At 59.0% G+C, this 18,552-nt stretch carries 16 protein-coding genes; 1 reads left to right on the top strand and 15 read right to left on the bottom strand.

The genetic code is table 11. The annotated features are described in order from the left end of the window. Positions 1-23 precede the first annotated feature (23 nt). The 12 genes from RYC17_RS23720 to RYC17_RS23665 all read right to left on the bottom strand — a co-directional run bounded on the left by RYC17_RS23720 (position 24) and on the right by RYC17_RS23665 (position 14,252). Positions 24-1,601: a sugar ABC transporter ATP-binding protein gene (locus RYC17_RS23720; RefSeq protein WP_316904574.1), complete on the bottom strand. Its 1,578-nt coding sequence runs from the start codon at positions 1,599-1,601 to the stop codon at positions 24-26. 63 nt (positions 1,602-1,664) lie between these two features. Next, a complete protein-coding gene (locus RYC17_RS23715) occupies positions 1,665-2,606 on the bottom strand; it encodes a sugar ABC transporter substrate-binding protein (RefSeq protein WP_058401606.1) in 942 nt (313 codons plus the stop codon). A 41-nt stretch (positions 2,607-2,647) separates the two neighbouring features. Further along, complete coding sequence (locus RYC17_RS23710) at positions 2,648-2,818, bottom strand: hypothetical protein (protein WP_154618444.1); 171 nt, start codon at positions 2,816-2,818, stop codon at positions 2,648-2,650. 252 nt (positions 2,819-3,070) lie between these two features. Continuing rightward, a complete protein-coding gene (locus RYC17_RS23705; RefSeq protein WP_058401605.1) occupies positions 3,071-4,090 on the bottom strand; it encodes a Gfo/Idh/MocA family protein in 1,020 nt (339 codons plus the stop codon). Between the two features lie 66 nt (positions 4,091-4,156). After that, on the bottom strand, positions 4,157-5,017 hold the full coding sequence (locus RYC17_RS23700) for a sugar phosphate isomerase/epimerase family protein (protein ID WP_122258398.1): 861 nt from the start codon (positions 5,015-5,017) through the stop codon (positions 4,157-4,159). Positions 5,018-5,068: 51 nt separating this feature from the next. Then, the gene (locus tag RYC17_RS23695; protein ID WP_002554084.1) at positions 5,069-6,079 is read right to left on the bottom strand and encodes a Gfo/Idh/MocA family protein; all 1,011 of its coding nucleotides are present in this window, start codon (positions 6,077-6,079) and stop codon (positions 5,069-5,071) included. A gap of 67 nt (positions 6,080-6,146) precedes the next feature. Then, the gene (iolD, locus tag RYC17_RS23690; RefSeq protein WP_316904573.1) at positions 6,147-8,084 is read right to left on the bottom strand and encodes a 3D-(3,5/4)-trihydroxycyclohexane-1,2-dione acylhydrolase (decyclizing); all 1,938 of its coding nucleotides are present in this window, start codon (positions 8,082-8,084) and stop codon (positions 6,147-6,149) included. A 58-nt stretch (positions 8,085-8,142) separates the two neighbouring features. Beyond that, on the bottom strand, positions 8,143-8,973 hold the full coding sequence (locus RYC17_RS23685; RefSeq protein WP_316904572.1) for a TIM barrel protein: 831 nt from the start codon (positions 8,971-8,973) through the stop codon (positions 8,143-8,145). 35 nt (positions 8,974-9,008) lie between these two features. Then, the gene (locus tag RYC17_RS23680) at positions 9,009-10,511 is read right to left on the bottom strand and encodes a CoA-acylating methylmalonate-semialdehyde dehydrogenase (RefSeq protein WP_122258396.1); all 1,503 of its coding nucleotides are present in this window, start codon (positions 10,509-10,511) and stop codon (positions 9,009-9,011) included. 28 nt (positions 10,512-10,539) lie between these two features. Continuing rightward, positions 10,540-11,349: a 5-deoxy-glucuronate isomerase gene (gene iolB / locus RYC17_RS23675; RefSeq protein WP_058401599.1), complete on the bottom strand. Its 810-nt coding sequence runs from the start codon at positions 11,347-11,349 to the stop codon at positions 10,540-10,542. 13 nt (positions 11,350-11,362) lie between these two features. After that, a complete protein-coding gene (gene iolE / locus RYC17_RS23670) occupies positions 11,363-12,268 on the bottom strand; it encodes a myo-inosose-2 dehydratase (RefSeq protein ID WP_058401598.1) in 906 nt (301 codons plus the stop codon). A 46-nt stretch (positions 12,269-12,314) separates the two neighbouring features. Further along, a complete protein-coding gene (locus RYC17_RS23665) occupies positions 12,315-14,252 on the bottom strand; it encodes a bifunctional 5-dehydro-2-deoxygluconokinase/5-dehydro-2-deoxyphosphogluconate aldolase (RefSeq protein WP_058409050.1) in 1,938 nt (645 codons plus the stop codon). Between the two features lie 309 nt (positions 14,253-14,561). Here RYC17_RS23665 and RYC17_RS23660 point away from each other — a divergent pair, with 309 nt between their 5' ends. After that, positions 14,562-15,470, top strand: coding sequence for a MurR/RpiR family transcriptional regulator (locus RYC17_RS23660; RefSeq protein ID WP_010212666.1), 909 nt, complete (start codon positions 14,562-14,564; stop codon positions 15,468-15,470). 19 nt (positions 15,471-15,489) lie between these two features. Here the strand turns inward: RYC17_RS23660 and RYC17_RS23655 are convergent, their stop codons facing one another. From RYC17_RS23655 to RYC17_RS23645, 3 genes are read right to left on the bottom strand one after another with little or no spacing between them, the layout of a single operon-like run. After that, positions 15,490-16,488 carry a lysylphosphatidylglycerol synthase domain-containing protein gene (locus tag RYC17_RS23655; protein ID WP_316904571.1) on the bottom strand — a complete coding sequence of 333 codons (999 nt, stop codon included), beginning with the start codon at positions 16,486-16,488 and terminating at the stop codon, positions 15,490-15,492. Next, complete coding sequence (clsB, locus tag RYC17_RS23650) at positions 16,485-17,735, bottom strand: cardiolipin synthase ClsB (RefSeq protein WP_230016473.1); 1,251 nt, start codon at positions 17,733-17,735, stop codon at positions 16,485-16,487. The genes RYC17_RS23655 and clsB overlap by 4 nt, the downstream gene beginning before the upstream one ends. Then, positions 17,732-18,517, bottom strand: coding sequence for an endonuclease/exonuclease/phosphatase family protein (locus tag RYC17_RS23645; RefSeq protein WP_002554095.1), 786 nt, complete (start codon positions 18,515-18,517; stop codon positions 17,732-17,734). Before RYC17_RS23645 ends, clsB begins: the two co-directional genes overlap by 4 nt. Positions 18,518-18,552 lie beyond the last annotated feature (35 nt).

Below are 18,552 nucleotides of genomic sequence, written 5' to 3'. Positions count from 1 at the left end.
CTACCGAGCCCTGTAGTGCGAACTCAATGAACCTTGTGGCCGGAGGCCAGATGCATGACTTTTTCCTGGGTCGCTTCGCCCCGATCGAGGATGCCCATCATTTCGCCTTCGTGCATGACCATGACCCGGTCGCTCATACCGAGAACTTCCGGCAGCTCTGAAGAGATCATGATGACGGCCATGCCTTCACTGGCCAGCAGGGAGATCAGGCGATAGATTTCCGCCTTGGCCCCCACGTCGATGCCGCGGGTGGGCTCATCCAGAATCAGTACCCTGGGGTTGGTCATCAGCCAGCGTGCCAGCAACGCTTTCTGCTGGTTACCGCCCGACAAGGTGTCGATGCACTGCTCCAGTGACGGGGTCTTGACCCGAAGTTTTTTGCACATGTCCTCGCACAGCGCACGCAGTGCCTTCTGTTGCACGAAACCATTACCGGCGTAGTTGGCGAGCACGGCCATTTCCATGTTTTCCATCACCGACAGGCATGGAAACAGCCCAGTCAACTTGCGGTCTTCCGTCAATAGTGCAAAACCCAGCTCAATGGCCTGATGCGGATCGCCAATGTGTACCGTAGCGCCATCAAAGCGCACCTCGCCGCTGTCGCTGGGGGTTATGCCGAACAGGGTCTCGGCCACATTGGTCCGACCCGACCCCATCAGCCCGGCGATGCCGAGAATCTCTCCGGCACGCAAGTCGAAACTCACGTCCTTGAAAATGTCGTTCAGGCACAGGTTGCGGACTGAAAGCAGCACTTCGCCTGGCGGCTTTTCCCGCTCGGGGAACAGTTGGGTCAACTCACGCCCCACCATCATGGTGATCAGGCTGTCGCCATCCATACTCTCAGCGCGCTGCAGGCCGATATAGGCACCGTCGCGAAAAACCGCGACCTCGTCGGCAATCTCGAAAACTTCGTTCATCTTGTGAGTGATGTAGATGATGCCTTTACCCTGAGCGCGCAGGTCGTTGATGATCGAAAACAGGTGAGCGACTTCGGTTTCGGTGATGGCCGAAGTCGGCTCATCCATGATCAGCACGTCCGAGTTATATGACACAGCTTTGGCGATCTCGACCATCTGCCGCTCGGCGATACTCAGGTTGCCCACCAGGTCTTCGGGATCGAGCCTGATGCGCAGGCGCTCCAGCAGTTCGGCAGTGCAGCGGTGCATTTCCCGGTGATCAACCATGTGCAGACCGTTGAGCTGTTCGCGACCGATCCAGATGTTCTCGGCGATGCTCATGAATGGCATCAGGTTCAGCTCCTGATGGATCATCGCAATGCCGGCCTGAAGGGCCGAAAGTGGCGTCTCGAAGCGAATCGGCTTGCCACGCAAACGGATTTCGCCCGAGTCCGGCTGGTAGATGCCAGCGATGATTTTCATCAGCGTTGACTTTCCGGCACCGTTCTCGCCCATCAGCGCCAGCACGCTGCCGGGGCGCACACGCAGTTGGACGTCGTTGAGCGCGATGACACCGGGGAAGCCCTTGCTGATATGGCTGATTTCCAGCAGATAAGGCGGCTGGGCATCCGGCGTTGGGCTACCGCTGTCACTGGACGGCAGATCGCGTTGTGCGGGCGGGTTGGCAGTAGCTGAACCAAACATGATCACAACTCCTCAAACGGCAGGCTGCGGGAGGAAAGATCCTCCCGGGCCTGGCGATCGTTGTTATTTGAAGGTGGCGACGTTTTCAGGCGTGATCAGGCGATAAGGGATGATGATCGCCTGGGGCTCGACCTTTTCCTTTTTCGCCATTTTCACGGCAGCATCAATCGCTCCGTCGGCCTGGCCCTTGGCGTCCTGGAAAACGGAGACTGCGAGGTCGCCCTTGGTAACGGCGTTGAGCCCGTCTGGCGTACCGTCGACACCGGCGACTAAAACGCTGCCTTTAGCCACATCCACGCCTGCCTGCTTCAGCGCCATCGCCGCGCCAATGGCCATTTCATCGTTGTTGGCCAGCACCGCGTTGAATTTACGGCCCTGGGTAAGCCAGTCGTTGGTCAGGTCCATGCCCTTCTGGCGTAGCCAGATGCCGGTCTGCTCCTGATCTATCTTGATGTCCGGGTACTTGGCCAGCACCTCTTTGATGCCCTTGGTGCGGTTTTGCGTGGAGTTGTTGGCCAGGTCACCCAGAAGAATCATGACACTGCCCTTGCCTTTCATTTTGTCGGCGATGTATTGCGCCTGAAGTCGACCTGCCTCCATGTCATCCGACGTAACGGTGGCGACGCCTGCAGGCAGTTTCGGATCGTCAGGGCGGCGGTTGACGTAGACCAGCGGGATGCCGGCGGCGACCGCGTCCTTGGTGATCCGCGCAGTGGCAGCGGTGTCGACAGGATTGACGATCAGGGCGTCGACTTTCTTGTTGACCAGGTCCTTGACCTGGTCGAGCTGTTTGTTGACGTCCGCGCGGGCATCGACGAACTGCAGGTCCACTTTCTCGGTCGTGGACATGGCTTTGGCCTTGGCATTCATGTCGTCACGCAGGTAGGTCAGCCAGGTGTCATCGAACTGCGACATGGCCACACCGATCTTGATATCGGCCAAAGCTGCACCGCTGCCCAACATCAGCGCAATGGCCAATGAGGTCAAAGCAATCTTGGTCTTCATGAGGATCTGTCTCCAGATTATTGTTGTTCGGATGCAGCGAATCAGCGTGACAGGCGGATCCCGGTTGCTCCGGGAATGCAGAACAGTTGCGCGTCCTTGTGTTGCACGCACATGCCACGGGCAACGATTGTGAGAAATCGCTCCATGGTCCGAATCCAGAATGAAGAGGTGGCAGAACGCTTGGCGGTGAGGCCAGAGGTAGGGGTTTTCATCGACAGTACCTATCTTTTGTTTTGTTTTTGTTGGTGTGCATCTCGTGACTTGAAAGACCTTCAAAGCCCGAGTGATTCGATAGTCGGTAACCTGAAAAAGACTCTATTGGAAAATATTTTCCAATTCAACTGGTTTTAGAATTTTATTCCATTTCATTTTTATTCGGCTGCAGATACGACAAAGCCCGACGCTTGTCAGGCGTCGGGCCTTGTCCGATGGCAGGCTTTTATATGCAGCGTGGCACACGATGATTACAGCACCACAACCCGCCCTTCACTGGCGCTCAAGCGGGCTGCATCCATGACCTGTGCCGATGCAATGGCATCATGAGGATCAACCGGATTACCGCCCTGCTCGTCAACGGCGCTCTGCAACAGGCGGTAGAACTCAAGCCAGCAGCCGCGCTCCGAAGGCACACGCTCGCGGTGCTCACCCTGCTCGAACCAGCCCCAGCGCCGATGCTCTTCGACACCCCAGCGCTCGCCCTCGGACCGTGGCGTGAGGCCGGCAAACGCAGCCTCCTCCTGACCGTCCAGCCCTTCGACGCTGTAACAACCCTTGGTTCCACTGACCCTGAAACGCGGCTTGGGGGTATTTTGCAGACAACTGCCTGACAGGTGCGAAGTCACACCGCTGGCATGACTCAAGGACACGAAGAACGTGTGGTCCAGTACGTCTTGCGGCGTAGCGAACTGCAATTCTGCGTACACCCGCTCGACCGGCCCGAACAGTACCAGTGCCTGATCCACCAGATGACTGCCCAGATCACGCAGCATGCCACCACCGCTGGCCTTGCCGACAGAGCGTGGCGAATAGCGCTCGATACTGGACTCGAACCGGCTGATCTGCCCCAGCGCCTTGTTGTCGATCAATTTGCGCACGGTGAGGAAGTCGGAATCCCAGCGCCGATTCTGATAAACGCTAAGCAGCACGCCCCGCCGTTCGGCCGCTTCCACCAGCTCGCGCGCCTGGGCGGCGTCGCTGGCAAAGGGTTTGTCGCTGACCACCCCGACGCCCAGCTCTATCGCTTCAAGGATCAACGCTCGGCGCGAAGCCAGGGGCGTGGAAATCACCACGACATCGACCCCGGCAGCGACCAGCTCAGCCAGCGTGTCGAAGGTTGCCACGCCGGGATGATCGTTGGCCACTTCCTGCTTTCGCTCGGGTGAACGGGTGACAACGCCTGCAAATGTGGCACCGGGCAAACTCGAAATCAGCGTTGCATGAAAGTAACGCCCGCCTTTGCCGTAGCCCACCAGCCCTGCTCGCATGGATATCTCCTGTAGTCCATGAACCTCATGGCCGCAGCCCTCGGTCGTGTATTGGATGCCGCCGTTTCAACGAAGCAGCTCGCTTTTGACCCGCTCCAGCATGAATCGGCTCGATTCATCTGCGCGCTCCTCCCAGGCAAATACGGCCACTGTGGCAATACCGTCGAAATTGATGTCCCGCAATGTCGAGAAGAACGCGTCCCAGTCCACCTCGCCCTGCCCGATGTCCAGATGCTGATGCACCGTTGCCGTGACGCCAGGCGGGTTAACGATGTAGCGCAGGTTGGACGAAGCCCGGTGATTATAGGTATCGGCAATGATCAGGTGGGTGAGCTTGTCACCTGCGTACCGCAGCATGGAGGCAATGTCCCCGACGCCATCATCGTAGAAAAAGGTGTGTGGCGCGGCATACAGGTAATTGATCCAGTCCCGGTCCAGGCCGCGAATGATATCGACTGACTCGTTGTTGCGTTCGCAGAAGTCATAAGGATGGGCCTGGATATCGAGCCGGATGCCTTCTCGCTCGAAGTGCGGCATCAGTTCATCCATGGATTTCATGAACTGGTTTTCGCACACCAGTGCATGATCGGATTGCCCACTGAACTCGGTGTTCATCAGGTCGCAGTCCATTTCCACGGCCACCTGAATGGCGCGTTTCCAGTTGCGCACCGCTGCAATACGCAAGTCTTCATCCGGCGCGGCCCAGTGGTACAGCGGCAGCAGCGAGGAGAGTTTCACACCGGCATCGCTCAGGGCTTTGCGAAACTCCCTGATCCGCGCACGATCCACGCGCGGGTAATTGTAGAACGGCATGAAATCTTCGCGCGGTGAAAGCTCTATATAGTCGTAGCCCAGTTCCGCGGTCTTATCGACCATCGCACCCAGCGACAGGTGGCGATACATGTAAGGATCCAGTGCGATGCGCATGATGCCCTCCTTTTTATTGTTTGAAAAACAACCCGACTCCAGACACCTCTGTCAGTCATAAAACGCGGGACGCATCTCCAGGGCAATCGGTACGACCGCTCCGCTGTTCTGCGCCTGAACACAGGCATCGGCGGCCACCGCAGCGGCATAACCGTCCCAGGCAGAAGGCCCGTAAATCGTGCCCGCGTTGACGCCATCGATGAAGTCCTGCAACTCGACGTCATAGGCAGCAATGAACCGGTCTTTCCAGTCCATCAGGATCGCGTTGGACAATTTCGCTTCGCTGCGCAACTGCACCTGAGAAGGCTCGGGCAGTTTGGCAATGCCGCTCTCGCCGACCACTTCACACTGGATGTCGTAGCCGTACTGGCAGTTGACGAACACTTCGACGTCGATGCGCGTGCCTCTGGCCGTTTCCAGCATCACGATCTGCGGGTCTTTCATGTGCGCGAGGGCCTTGCTGGTCTTGCGCGGGAACACCACCTGCACCGACACATAGTCATCGTTAAGCAACCAGCGCAGCACATTGAGTTCATGAATCAGCGTGTCGGTGATGGCCATGTCGGTCTTGTAGTTCTCGCCGACCCGAGGGTTGCGGTGCGCGCAGTGGAGCATCAGCGGTTCGCCGATCCGGCCGCTGTCGATCACCGATTTCAGGGCGCGATAGCCCTGATCATAGGGGCGCATGAAACCCACTTGAACCAGACGCCTGCCGCTGGCGATCTCGGCCTCGACGATGTGTCGGCAACCTTCGGCGGTTACGGCCAAAGGCTTTTCGCAGAACACCGGCTTGCCTGCGGCAATGGCCGCCAGCACGTACTCTTCATGGCTGGGGCCCCAGGAACAGACCAGCACCGCTTCGACGTCGGGCGCGGCAATCAGCGCGTGGCCGTCGGCATACACTTCGGCACCGATGTCCAGCTCGCGCACCACTTTGGCTGCCTGCTCCAGGTTGATGTCGGTGACGGCTACCACCTGACTGCCAACCAGCGTCTTGCTGCAACGCCGGATATGATCCTGACCGATTGCGCCTGTACCGATCACACCGAGTTTCAATGCCATTTTCATGTTCCTTTTTTTATTGGATGTTGCCGTGAACGGGTCACGGGCGCTGAACGATAAAAAGTGATCAGTACTGACGAGCCTTGGCCAGTTCGCGGTTGAGTTTTTCGTAAACCTGGGCCGTGGTGCCGGTCGTTGATACTTCGGCAACGCCGACACGCCACCACGACAGGTATTTGTGAATCATGGTCTTGGGCAGGACCTTGATGTCGATCAGCGTCGATACCGTTTGACGTTGCGCATCGACAAGCGCCTGGCGCAGTTGTTCGGCGGTGCTGACCTTGTAGGTCTTGCAGCCATAGGCGGCAGCGCTCATGGCGAAATCCACCGGTACAAAGTCGCCGTCGAGCTTGCCTGTGTCGGAATTGCGAAAACGGAACTCGGTGCCGAAACTGTCCATGCCGTGTTCCATCTGCAGGTTGTTGATGCAGCCGAAAGTCATGTTGTCCAGCAACACCACGTTGATCTTGCGCCGCTCCTGAATCGAGGTCGCCAGCTCTGAATGGAGCATCATGTAAGAGCCATCACCGACCAGCGCGAAGACCTCGCGGTGCGGCGCAGCGAGCTTGACGCCCAGTGCCGCATTGACCTCATAGCCCATGCATGAATAGCCATATTCGACGTGATAGGTGTCGACCCCGGTACTGCGCCAGGCACGCTGCAGGTCACCCGGCAAACTGCCCGCCGCCGCAACGATCACTGCATCGGCAGGCAGGTTCTGGTTAAGAATGCCCAGTACGCCGCTCTGGGTCAGACACGAGCCGGTCAGCTCGATGAACTCGCGTAGCACGGCCGGGTCCAGGTGATCGTTGATTTCCGGGACGAAATCCTCGCTCTGGTACTCGACCGCATACAGGCGATCAACCTCGGCATCCAGCTGCGCACGGGCTGTCTGCGGCGCATCGCCCCAGGCAGCACGGTAACCGCTGGCTTGCAGGCTTTCAGTCAGTGCCTGCAATGCCACCTGCGCATCGGCCAGGACCTGCACGCCATCCAGCTTCTGCACATCGAAGGCGCCGACATTGAGGTTGAGAAATTGCACATCCGGGTTCTGGAACAGCCATTTCGACGCGGTGGTGAAATCGCTGTAGCGGGTGCCGACGCCGATGATCAGGTCCGCCTCTTTCGCCAGCTGATTGGCCGCCACCGTGCCGGTCTCGCCGATGCCGCCCATGTTCAGCGGGTGCGCCGAAACGATGGCACTCTTGCCTGCCTGGGTTTCGGCGAACGGGATATCGAAGCGCTCGGCAAAGGCTTGCAAGGCGTCGGCTGCGCTGGAATAACGCACGCCACCACCGCAGATCAGCAGCGGTTTGCGCTTGCCGGCCAGCAGCTTCAACGCATCGTCAAGCATGGCCTTGCTGGGCGGGCGGCGGTCGATACGGTGCACACGTTTTTGCAGGAAGCTGTCCGGGTAATCGTAGGCCTCGGCCTGCACATCCTGAGGCAGCGCCAGCGTGACGGCACCGGTATCAGCCGGGTCGGTCAGTACGCGCATGGCATTGAGCGCTGCGCTCATCAACTGCTCGGGACGGTTGATACGGTCCCAGTATTTGCTCACCGCCTTGAACGCATCGTTGGTGCTGATGCTCAGGTCGTGAAACTGCTCGATCTGTTGCAGCACCGGGTCAGGCTGGCGGCTGGCATAGACATCACCCGGCAACAGCAGCAACGGAATGCGGTTGGCCGAGGCGGTTGCGGCGGCGGTGATCATGTTCGCCGCGCCTGGCCCGACCGAAGAGCTGCACGCGTAGATCTTGCGCCGCAGATGCTGCTTGGCAAAACCGATGGCGGCGTGGCACATGCCCTGCTCGTTACGGCCTTGATGAACCACCAGGTCGCCGCTGTCCTGTTCCAGCGCTTGCCCAAGACCCAGCACGTTGCCATGCCCGAAAATGGTGAAGATGCCAGCGACGAATTTGCTCTGCACGCCGTCGACTTCGACGTACTGGTTATCGAGAAACTTCACCAGGGCCTGGGCCATGGTCAGTCGGGTTGTACTCATGTTCGCACCTTGTTGTTGTTTGAGGTGGCCAGGGTTTGAGGCGGCCTGACGGCTGACGTCAGTGACGCTGCGAAACGGCTCGTGACAGGTGCGTCATGCTCGCCGCTATCGCCTGAGGGATGTCGGCCAGCGCATGGACGCTTTCGGCGAATGGTTCGAACGACAGATGGCCCTCATAGCCGCTGTCCAGCAAACGCTCGATCTGCGATGCATTACCCAGAATGTCAGCTTCGCCGACCAGCACGCGATGGCCATCGCGAATGCTGTTGAGCGGTGCCTGCGCATCCTCGACACCGGAGATATGCACCAGCCCGGTCAACTCTGGAAACAGCTCGACCTCACCGGCCAGGTGGTGGTGAAAGGTGTCATGAACCAGCCGATAAACGTCCAGCCCGCCCACCGCCCGGATTGCCTCGACAGCCTGACGTTTGAGGCGCAACGAGCACTCTTCGAAGCCCAGCGGTTCGACGAAGCCGAGAATTCCGTGCTCACGAAGAATGGGTGCCAGCGCAGTCAAGGCGCTGCGCAACCCCGAAGCGCGCTGCGCGCCGTTACGCGGATCTGCACGGTCATTGAGCGGACATAGCACCAGACCGCGCGCACCGCAGTCGCGAGCGTACTGCGCCAGCTTCGTCGCCTGGGCTGCGCGCTCTTCATTCCAGACATCGAATGGGTACAGGGCGTTGATGGACAGCACCTTTACCCCCCGGGCAGCGCAAAGGTCACGAACGACCTGGGGTGCAGTGCCGTCCTCGATCTCGATACCCTTGAGGTCGTTGCGAATCTCGATGGCATCGGCACCCAGCTTCACCGCCAGATCGACGAAACCTTCCAGAGACAGGCGCGGCGCGACCATTCGATTAAGGGCGAAACGCAGAGGTTGGTTCATTGTTCTTGTTCTCCGCAACATTCCATTGATGAAGGCTATTTGGCAGTCGGCATACTGAACTCGGGGCCTTTGGCAATACTGTCCGGCCAGCGCTGCATGACACTCTTGTAGCGACTGTAAAAGCGCAGGCCTTCTTCGCCGTACGCGTGGTGATCGCCAAACAGTGAACGTTTCCAGCCGCCAAACGAATGCCAGGCCATGGGCACCGGGATAGGCACGTTGATACCGACCATGCCGACCTTGATGGTCCGCGCAAACGCACGGGCCACTCCACCATCGCTGGTAAAGCACGACACACCGTTACCGAATTCGTGTGCGTTGATCAGCTCGACGGCGCTGGCGAAATCCGCGACGTGAACGATGCCCAGCACCGGGCCGAAGATTTCCTCCTTGTAGATCTGCATATGCGGCGTGACGTGGTCGAACAGCGTCGCGCCGACGAAAAAGCCCTGCTCGGCACCCGGCACCTTGAAGTTGCGGCCATCGACAATCAGCTTCGCGCCCTCTTTGACGCCCTGATCGATGAAACCCTCGACCTTGGCCTTGTGCACGGCGGTGACCAGCGGCCCCATGTCCGAATCGGCCTGCATGCCGTTGCCGACCTTGAGCTGGTCGATGCGCGGCAGCAGCTTGTCGATCAGTTGCTGGCCGACATCGCCCACCACCACTGCAATGGAGATGGCCATGCAGCGCTCACCCGCCGAACCATACGCCGCCCCGATCAAGGCATCAGCGGCTTGATCCAGGTCCGCATCGGGCATCACGATCATATGATTCTTGGCCCCACCCAGCGCCTGCACGCGCTTGCCGTGGGCCGTGCCCTGCTGGTGAATGTACTCGGCAATCGGCGTCGAACCGACGAACGAAATGGCCTCGATGTCAGGGTGTTGCAGCAACGCATCGACCGCCACCTTGTCACCCTGCACCACATTGAATACGCCATCAGGCAGACCGGCTTCCTTGAGCAGGCGCGCCATCAGCAGACTGGCAGACGGGTCGCGCTCGGAAGGTTTGAGGATGAAACAGTTGCCGGTCACCAATGCCATGGGGATCATCCACAGCGGCACCATGACCGGAAAGTTGAACGGCGTGACCCCGGCGCAGACGCCCAGAGGCTGACGCAGGTTCCAGTTATCGATACCACCGCCAATGTTGTCGCTGAAATCACTTTTCAGCAGGCTGGGCGCACCGCAGGCAAATTCGACAATCTCGATACCGCGCACCACTTCACCACGCGCATCAGACAGCACCTTGCCGTGCTCGCGGCAGATGATCTGCGCCAGCTCGTCGTGGTGCCGGTCCAGCAATTCCTTGAACTTGAACATGACCCGCGCCCGGCGCAGCGAGGACTGATCGGCCCAGCCGGGAAAAGCAGCCTTGGCCGAAGCGACCGCTTCATCCACGGTTTTCACGCTGGCCAGCGCAACGCGCGCTTGAACAGTGCCGATTGCCGGGTTGAAGACATCGCTGTAACGCTCACCATCGCCGTCATTCAGGTGTCCGTTGATGTAATGGCCGATCACCGGTGACTCGTTCATCTCATGCCTCCAGAGTAAAAAGGGGAAATCAAAGATCCAGCAGCCAGCTGTGCTGCGGGTCGTTATGGAACTGCCAGGCGCGCGTCGGACCGGCCATCACGTTCAGGTAATACGATTCGTAACCGTAGGGCACGGACACTGGGTGATAGCCTTTGGGCACTGTCACCAGATCATTGTTTTCCACGGCCATGGCCTGATCGATACTGCGGTCATCGGTGTAAACCCGCTGGAAAACGAAACCCTGCGGCGGGTTGACCTGGTGGTAATAGGTCTCTTCGAGAAAGCTTTCGTGGGGCAGATTGTCCCGGTCGTGCTTGTGTGGCGGGTAGCTGGACGAATGCCCTGAAGGAGTCCGCACCTCGACCACCAGCAGCGAATGCGCCGGTTCACTGTCCGGCAGGATGTCGCACACGTAACGGGTGTTGGCCCCTTTGCCGCGTACGCTGCGTTTCATGCTGCCCGGCATGATCAGCCGTGCCGCAAGCTGTTTGCGCGCATCGCCCGGTGCCGTGCATACCGCCAGGTGCAGCGGCCCACGCGCAACGAACTCTGCCTGACTATGCGGTGGCAGGTAGACCGCAAACGGCGATTTTTCCTCGAAAACTGATTGCCGGTCGCCGATGTTTTCCCAACTGAAAGCGCCCTGCCCCGGTGCTTCGCCATTCACGCTGGCGTGCCCGGCCAGCAAGACCACGCACAGTTCGTTTTCTTCGGCACCGAGAGGCAGGCGCTCTCCGGCTTCCAGACGGTAGGCGGCAAAGTTCACGTACTCGAGCGAACCGGGCGCCAGCGCCACGATGTCACGGCCCTGGGGTTTGCTTTTGGTCAGCAGATTCATGGATAGATCCTCCTTATCGCGCATCGGCCAGCAGTTGGCGCAGGGTGTCATAGCCCTTTTTGGCATACACATAACTCGGCGCTACCGCTGGGTCCTGTTCGGCCTCGACCACCAGCCAGCCGCTATAGTTGGATTGCAACAACACCTTGAGCAGCGCTGAAAAGTCGATATCACCATCACCTGGCACCGTGAACGTGCCATTGATGATGCAGTCCGGAAAGCTCCAGAGATTGTTGCGTGCCAGTTGCACCACAGGTTTGCGCACATCCTTGAAATGCACATGGCAGACACGCTCGATGTGCTTGCTCAGCACCTGCAAAGGCTCGCCGCCGCCCATGTAACAATGCCCCGAATCGAACAGCAGCCCGACTTCCTTGCCGGTCAGTGTCATCAGCCGATCAATATCCTGTGGCGACTCGACGTAAGCGCCCATGTGGTGGTGATACGCCAGGCGCACGCCTCGGGATAGAGTGAAACGCGCCAGTTCGGTGAGTTTTTCGGCATATTCATGCCAGGCTGCATCGCTGTGAAAACGCGGGCGCTCAACCAACGGAATGCGCTGCCCCTGAATCGAGTCAGCCACTTCACCGTACACCAGCACCGACGCGCCATTCTCGGCGAGCAATTGCACATGCGGGGTAATGGCTTCGATTTCTTCGGCCACCGAGCGCCGCGCCAGACGGCTTGAATACCAGCCGGACACCAGCGCCAGATCATAGGGCCGCAGCACATCACCGACCCCCTTGGCATCTTTCGGAAACTTGCCGTTGAGCTCAAAGCCTTCGTAACCAATGGCTTTGCCTTCGCTCAAGGCGGTGCTCAGAGGCGTCTCTCCGCCGAGGGCCGGCAAGTCATCGTTGCTCCAGGAGATCGGGTTGATGCCGATGCGGATCCTGGGTGTGGAAATGGAAACGGGCATGGCTGCACCTTTTTTGTTGTTATCGCGACGTCAGATCAAGAAAGAGTCAGGCGCGGCTTTCGCGCCAGGACTCGATCAACCAGTTGAAGGTGCTCTGCACCCGACTGACCAGCGCCGCATCGTCTATTTCCCCGGCCATCCAGGCCCGGCTTGGCTCGCGGAATATGGTCCGGCCCACGGCAAAACCCTGGCAGACGCGGCTGTGTCGTGCTTCGGCAAAACCGGCAGCGAGGTCTTCGACAGGCGCATTGAGCCCGAGCAGTACCACGCCACGGCAATACGGATCGCGCTGCTGGATCAATTCGTCCAGTTGCTGCCAGACCTGCGCACTCTGCGCCTCGATCTTCCACCACGCAGGGTAGATGCCCAGGTTGTACAAACGCTTCAGCGACCGAACCATCACGTCGGGATGAGACGAGGGGTGATCCTTGGGCGGAATGATTTCCAGCAGCAGTTCGTGACCACTGACTTTCGACGCGTCGTAGAGCGCCTTGATCTGCGCTTCCTGCTCCAGGCGCAGCATGGGCTCGTCATCGGGGTGATATTGCACCAGGCACTTGATGATCTGTTCTTGCGGCCAGGCGAGCAGATTGCTGCCGATGGAGCGGCCATGCTCGAACGCCAGCGGTCTTGAACCCTGCACTTCCACCGGACGCGCCACCCACCAGCCGCGACCGGTCGCAGCGTTGAGCGAATCCTGACCGAAGCGCTGGTCGGCAAGCAGCCCGACATCGGCGTCGATGCCGCGCTGGCGCAGGCCGGCTTCGACCCGCTCAACCGCCTGCACGAACAGTTGCTTGAGCTGGCTGATGCTGCTCAGATCACGCCCGGCCTGCTGGGCCAGCTCGACCAGTTGACCGCGATGATCGAAGGCGAAGATGAACAACTGCCGCCACTGCTTGCGCGGCACGCTGACCTGATGCAGCCGTTGCAGGGCGACATCCTGATCAGGCCGGGTAATGGGGTGTGGGCTGTTGAACAGGTAGTCGAGTTCTGCAGGCGTCGGCATCGCGGGCGCACAGGCATGCCGCGACACCACCAGCCCGCCACAGGCATTGGCCAGCTGGCAGCAGCGCTCGTCGCTGGCATCCTTGAGCCAGCCGCTGAGAAAACCGGACATGAACGCATCGCCAGCGCCCAGCACGTTGAGCACTTCCACCCGCACGCCAGGGTAGATTGCGCCGTCTTCAAGCCGGGCAGGAATGGCGCCGTGAATCACTGTGCAACCTTGCGGGCCGAGCTTGACCACAAGCGTCGCGGCAGTCAGTTCGCGCACGGTACGCAGGGCCGTGAGCAAATCGGTAGAGCCGCCGGCAATCTGAAATTCTTCTTCAGTACCGACAATCAGATCAAAACGCGGCAGGATGCGCTGCACATGCTGGCTGACCTTCTGATCGGCAACAAAACGTGTCTCGCCATCAGCCTTGCCCGCCAGGCCCCAGAGCACCGGACGATAATCGATATCCAGCACGCGTTTGACGTCATGTTTTTCGGCGTAGTCGAGTGCCTGGCTGCTGGCCTTGAACACTTGATCGGTAGAGAAATGCGTGCCGGTGATCAGCAGCGCCTTGCTCGACGCGATCTGCTGTTCGTCGATGTCCTCGGCACGCAAGGCCATGTCGGCGCAATTTTCGCGGTAGAACACCAGGGGAAACGTTTCACGATCCTTCAGCCCCAGCAGCACCATGGCGGTCAGGCGCTCGGGATCGCGCTTGATAGCGCTGACATCACAGCCTTCGCGGGCCAGCGACTCGACCAGAAAGCGGCCCATGTGGTCATCACCTACCCTGCTCAGCATGGCTGACCTGAGCCCCAGCCTGGCAGTGCCGAATGCGATGTTGGCCGATGAGCCGCCCAGGTATTTGGCGAAACTGGAAACGTCTTCCAGCCGCGCACCTACTTGTTGCGCATAAAGATCGACGCCCAGGCGTCCGAGGCAGATCAGATCCAACTGACGCCCAGTGGCAAAGCGTGTCTGGCCCATGGTGGCTCCTGTTATTTTTATCAGCCTGCAGCGCCTGCATCATGTGTACACGCTGCTTTGTGAATGCAGCGTAAAACGTCGAGCCTCATCAATCAATATTTATTCTATAATTATTTTTTGTGGAATATTTTTTCCATACTGCTATTCAAGTGCTGGCACAATGTACAGGCGGGTAAGCTATAGTCGTCCCCGCCCAAGGCAGCCCAAATCGTCGGACGCACAACTGCGCTACCCTGAAAGACGTTGCGCTGTAAGAAATTGCCCTGAAAGAACATGTGCCCTGAAAGAACAAGTAGAAAGGATTTGAATATGACCAGCGCCGATCAGCCCACTCTGCCCGAGACGAGCGTCGACATGCCGCCGACCAATGCCGAAGGCCTGCTAAGGCTGATCACTGATGAGTACGACGGTTTACCGCGTCAACTCAAGCGCATCGCCAGCTATATGAGCCAGCAGAGCGACCGGATCATGGTTGACCGGATCAGTGACATTGCCCGCGAGTGCGAAGTCCACCCGTCGGCCATCGTGCGCTTTTCCCAGCGTTTCGGGTTTAGCGGCTTCAGTGAGATGCAGGCGTTGTTTCGCGAGGCTTACACGCACAAGACCACGCCGGTGCAGAACTACCAGCAACGCATCCGCAGCATGATCGCCAATAAGTCTCAGAAGGCCCACTCGGGTGATCTGGCACGCGAATGCGTGAGCGCAACGCTCTCCGGGCTGGAGCGTTTGAGTGCAGAGCTGGACGACGATGAGTTCGAAAAGGCTGTAGATCTGGTGGTCAACGCCGACAATATCTACGTGGTGGGTGTGCGCCGCTCATTTGCCGTGGCGGATTATCTGGTCTACAACCTGCAACACACCAACAAGCGTATTCACTTGATATCGGGCCTGGGGGGCAGCTATCGAGAGCAGATGCGCAGCGTGCGTGCCAACGATCTGGTGATTGCCATCAGCTTCACGCCCTACGGCAAGGAAACCCAGCATTGCCTGCGCATCGCCCAGCATCATCAGGCCAAGACGCTGATCATCACCGACAGCAATCTGTCGCCGCTGGCCAAGCGTGCCAACTCGGTGTTGCTGGTCAATGAAGGCAGCTCGTTCGCCTTCCGCTCGCTGAGCGCCACCCTGTGCCTGTGCCAGGCACTATTCATTGCAGTGGCGTATCGGCTGGAGCTGAAAGTCGACGAGATCCACGAGCAGGTCGGGTTTGATGATTGAGGGCTGAGATTCCCGGCCCTCAGGTCTTCGCTTCCTGCCCCATTCGCTGCTGGTTCTTCTGGCCCATTTTCTTCGCGCGTTTTTCCAGCACCAGATACACCACCAATGCAATCAACAGCGGCAGCAGGAAGTAAATGGCGCGGTAGCCAATCAGAGCTGCCAGCAGACTGCCCTTGGAGAACTGGTGAGCCAGCAAGGTAATGAATACAGTCTCAAGCACGCCCAGCCCGGCTGGAATGTGAGTAATGACACCCGCGATGCTGCTGATCAGCAACACACCGAGAATCGCCGGGTAAAACGCCTTGTCGGGCAGCAGCGTGTAAATCACCGCAGCCATCAGCGACCAGTTCAGAGCCCCCAGGCTGGCCTGCATCAAGGCCTGCTTCATCGACGGTAGATTGAATTCCTGATCACGAACGGTCCATGAGCGCTTTTTGGAAAAGCGGCAGGCCAAGAGGTAGGCAAAACACACTGCCAGCAGTCCGAAACCGATCAATTGCAGGGTCGTGGTGCCGATCGACCATTCCTCTGGCAACTCCAGAAAACGCATCGAAAACACGAAACCGGCCAGCAGCATGTAACCCAGCCAGTTGGTAATCAGGCTGAGGCTCAGAATCCGGGTAATGGTCGAAACGTCCAGCCCCAGCCGGGAATACAACCGGTAACGCAAGGCGATGCCGCCAACCCATGAACTGAGATTGAGGTTGAATGCGTAGCAGACAAAGGTCACAGGCACGATCTGTTTGATCGACAATGTGTGGCGGGTGTAATACCGCGCCAGTACATCAAAGCCGCAATAGGTCGCGTAACTGGCAAAGGCCACAACGGCGGCAATGGCCAGAGTGCTGGCCTTGTAGGACGACAGCGCCTGCTTGACCTCTTGCCAGTCAAGGTTCTTGACCAGCAGAAACAACAGGACCGGTACGGCGATAAAGAAAAACAGATTGAATATCCGCTTTGCCCATTTCCATTTGGCTCCCTGCGCACTTCGCGGCGCTGCACTTGCGGCCTGAGTCATGAAGTTTTCTCCTGGTCCATGTCGTGGTTGTTCTGCTGCTGTTCGATGACTTTCGCTTCCGGCACCACGTCACCGGCCCGTAACGGCTTGAGGCGCACACCGTGAACCGGGAACAGACCGGCAATGGCCGGAAAACGCCGCAGGAAAAAGAAGCTCAAGACGATCATCGGCGCACGCCACCACTGACCACGCGCCGCGCCCTTGAGGCTCATCTGCTTACTGTGCGCAGCGGCAAGCTCCATCAGATGGTTTTGCAGATGCTCATTGAGCCCGCGATCACGGATGAACAGATTGGCCTCCAGGTTCAGCGCCAAGCTCAGCGGGTCTAGATTGCTGGAGCCCACGGTGGACCAGTCCTGATCGATCAGCGCGACCTTGCCGTGCAATGCACGTTGCTTGTACTCGTGAATGACCACGCCGTCGCGCAGCAGGTAGGTGTAGGTCAGCCGCGAGCAGACCCGCACGAACGGCATGTCGGGCTGACCTTGCAAAATCAGGGTGACCTTGACGCCCCGCCGTGATGCATTGCGCAGCTCACGCAGAAAGCGGTAGCTGGGATAAAAATACGCGTTGGCCAGGGTGATCCGTTGCTTCGCAGCGCGAATCGCCTCAAGGTACTGCTCTTCGATATCGGTACTGTGCTCGTCATTGTCGCGCTCGGCGAGCAGCATGCTGGCGTCACCGGCACGGTCCAGCTTCAGTGCAATGGGCGGCAATTTGTCACGAACGACCTTGCTCAGCATATTCAGCGCGCTCTGGTGGATATCGCCAACAATCGGGCCACGGACCAGAACGGCATAGTCCTGTTTGGCCGTCACCCCCGTGTCAGTCATGTGATCAACGCTGTAGTTGATGCCGCCGATAAAGCCCAGTTCGCCGTCAATGACGACCACCTTGCGGTGCAGACGGCGGAACAGGTTGGTGCGCATACCCATGAATCGCGGACGCGGGTCGAACAGCTGAATCTGAATACCGGCATCGATCATGGTTTTGACAAACACCGAACTCAGGTCCGATGTCCCGTAGTCATCTACCGTGACAACCACTTTCGCGCCGTTGGCCGCAGCTTGGAGCAATGCCTGTTGCAAGCCCTCGCCAATCCGGTCTTCAAAGATGATGAAAGTCTCGATCAACACCTCTTTGCGCGCGGCCCGTATGCACTCGAACACCCGGGCGTAGAAGTCTTCACCGTTGATCAGCAGCTCTACCGAGTTGCCATCACACCACTGCCCTGTCGTATTGCTCATAAGGTCAACTCCACCGCCAGCGGTGCATGATCGGAAAGATGAGACCACGGGCGGCTGGACAATACTTTCGGCCTGTGGGAAGTCGCGTTGCGGACATAAATCCGGTCCAGCCGGAGCAACGGCCAGCGGGCCGGAAAGCTTTTGGCCGGCGCGCCGAAGCGCTCGACAAAAACCTCGTGCAACCCGGTGCCCTCCAGCAAAGCATCGGCGCGCTGACGCCAGTCATTGAAATCACCGGCAACGATCACCGGCTCACCCTCGGGAAGACGCTCCATCAGCTCGGCGAGCAGGTTGAGCTGCTGACGCCGATGGCTTTCACGCAAGCCCAAGTGAACACACACCGCATGCACCCGACCGGCGTATGGCACCTCCAGGATGCAGTGCAGCAAACCGCGCTGCTCGGTGCCATGAATGGAAATGTCGAGGTTCTCGTGCTGGATGATCGGGTACTTGGACAGCAGCGCGTTACCGTGATCGCCATCCGGGTACACCGCATTACGACCATAGGCAAAGTCGTTCCACATGCTGTCGGCGAGGAACTCGTACTGGGAAATCGTCGGCCAGTCCTTGACGCTGCGCGCATGGCTCTGGTGCTCGCCGTGCACTTCCTGAAGAAACACGATATCGGCCGATACAGTACGCACAGCTTCACGCAACTCCGGCAAAATGAAGCGGCGATTGAAAATGCCAAAGCCCATGTGCATGTTCATGGTCAGTACATTCAATGAAACACTGGCGGACACTGGCGTTGCAGGGCCGACAGGCGGATTGGCACTGGTCAAGACTCGCTCCCGGGTGAATATTCACGTCATATGAA

It is taken from the genome of Pseudomonas syringae group sp. J248-6 (assembly GCF_032586995.1).
Lineage (GTDB): Bacteria > Pseudomonadota > Gammaproteobacteria > Pseudomonadales > Pseudomonadaceae > Aquipseudomonas > Aquipseudomonas amygdali.
The sequence above is the reverse complement of the archived record's forward strand: the minus strand, read 5'-3'. Positions and strand labels throughout refer to the sequence as shown.

Coding starts and splice junctions, on each gene's coding strand:
- RYC17_RS23720 (WP_316904574.1), bottom strand. CDS start 1,601: ATGTTTGGTTCAGCTACTGCCAACCCGCCCGCACAACGCGATCTGCCG.
- RYC17_RS23715 (WP_058401606.1), bottom strand. CDS start 2,606: ATGAAGACCAAGATTGCTTTGACCTCATTGGCCATTGCGCTGATGTTG.
- RYC17_RS23710 (WP_154618444.1), bottom strand. CDS start 2,818: ATGAAAACCCCTACCTCTGGCCTCACCGCCAAGCGTTCTGCCACCTCT.
- RYC17_RS23705 (WP_058401605.1), bottom strand. CDS start 4,090: ATGCGAGCAGGGCTGGTGGGCTACGGCAAAGGCGGGCGTTACTTTCAT.
- RYC17_RS23700 (WP_122258398.1), bottom strand. CDS start 5,017: ATGCGCATCGCACTGGATCCTTACATGTATCGCCACCTGTCGCTGGGT.
- RYC17_RS23695 (WP_002554084.1), bottom strand. CDS start 6,079: ATGGCATTGAAACTCGGTGTGATCGGTACAGGCGCAATCGGTCAGGAT.
- iolD (WP_316904573.1), bottom strand. CDS start 8,084: ATGAGTACAACCCGACTGACCATGGCCCAGGCCCTGGTGAAGTTTCTC.
- RYC17_RS23685 (WP_316904572.1), bottom strand. CDS start 8,973: ATGAACCAACCTCTGCGTTTCGCCCTTAATCGAATGGTCGCGCCGCGC.
- RYC17_RS23680 (WP_122258396.1), bottom strand. CDS start 10,511: ATGAACGAGTCACCGGTGATCGGCCATTACATCAACGGACACCTGAAT.
- iolB (WP_058401599.1), bottom strand. CDS start 11,349: ATGAATCTGCTGACCAAAAGCAAACCCCAGGGCCGTGACATCGTGGCG.
- iolE (WP_058401598.1), bottom strand. CDS start 12,268: ATGCCCGTTTCCATTTCCACACCCAGGATCCGCATCGGCATCAACCCG.
- RYC17_RS23665 (WP_058409050.1), bottom strand. CDS start 14,252: ATGGGCCAGACACGCTTTGCCACTGGGCGTCAGTTGGATCTGATCTGC.
- RYC17_RS23660 (WP_010212666.1), top strand. CDS start 14,562: ATGACCAGCGCCGATCAGCCCACTCTGCCCGAGACGAGCGTCGACATG.
- RYC17_RS23655 (WP_316904571.1), bottom strand. CDS start 16,488: ATGACTCAGGCCGCAAGTGCAGCGCCGCGAAGTGCGCAGGGAGCCAAA.
- clsB (WP_230016473.1), bottom strand. CDS start 17,735: ATGAGCAATACGACAGGGCAGTGGTGTGATGGCAACTCGGTAGAGCTG.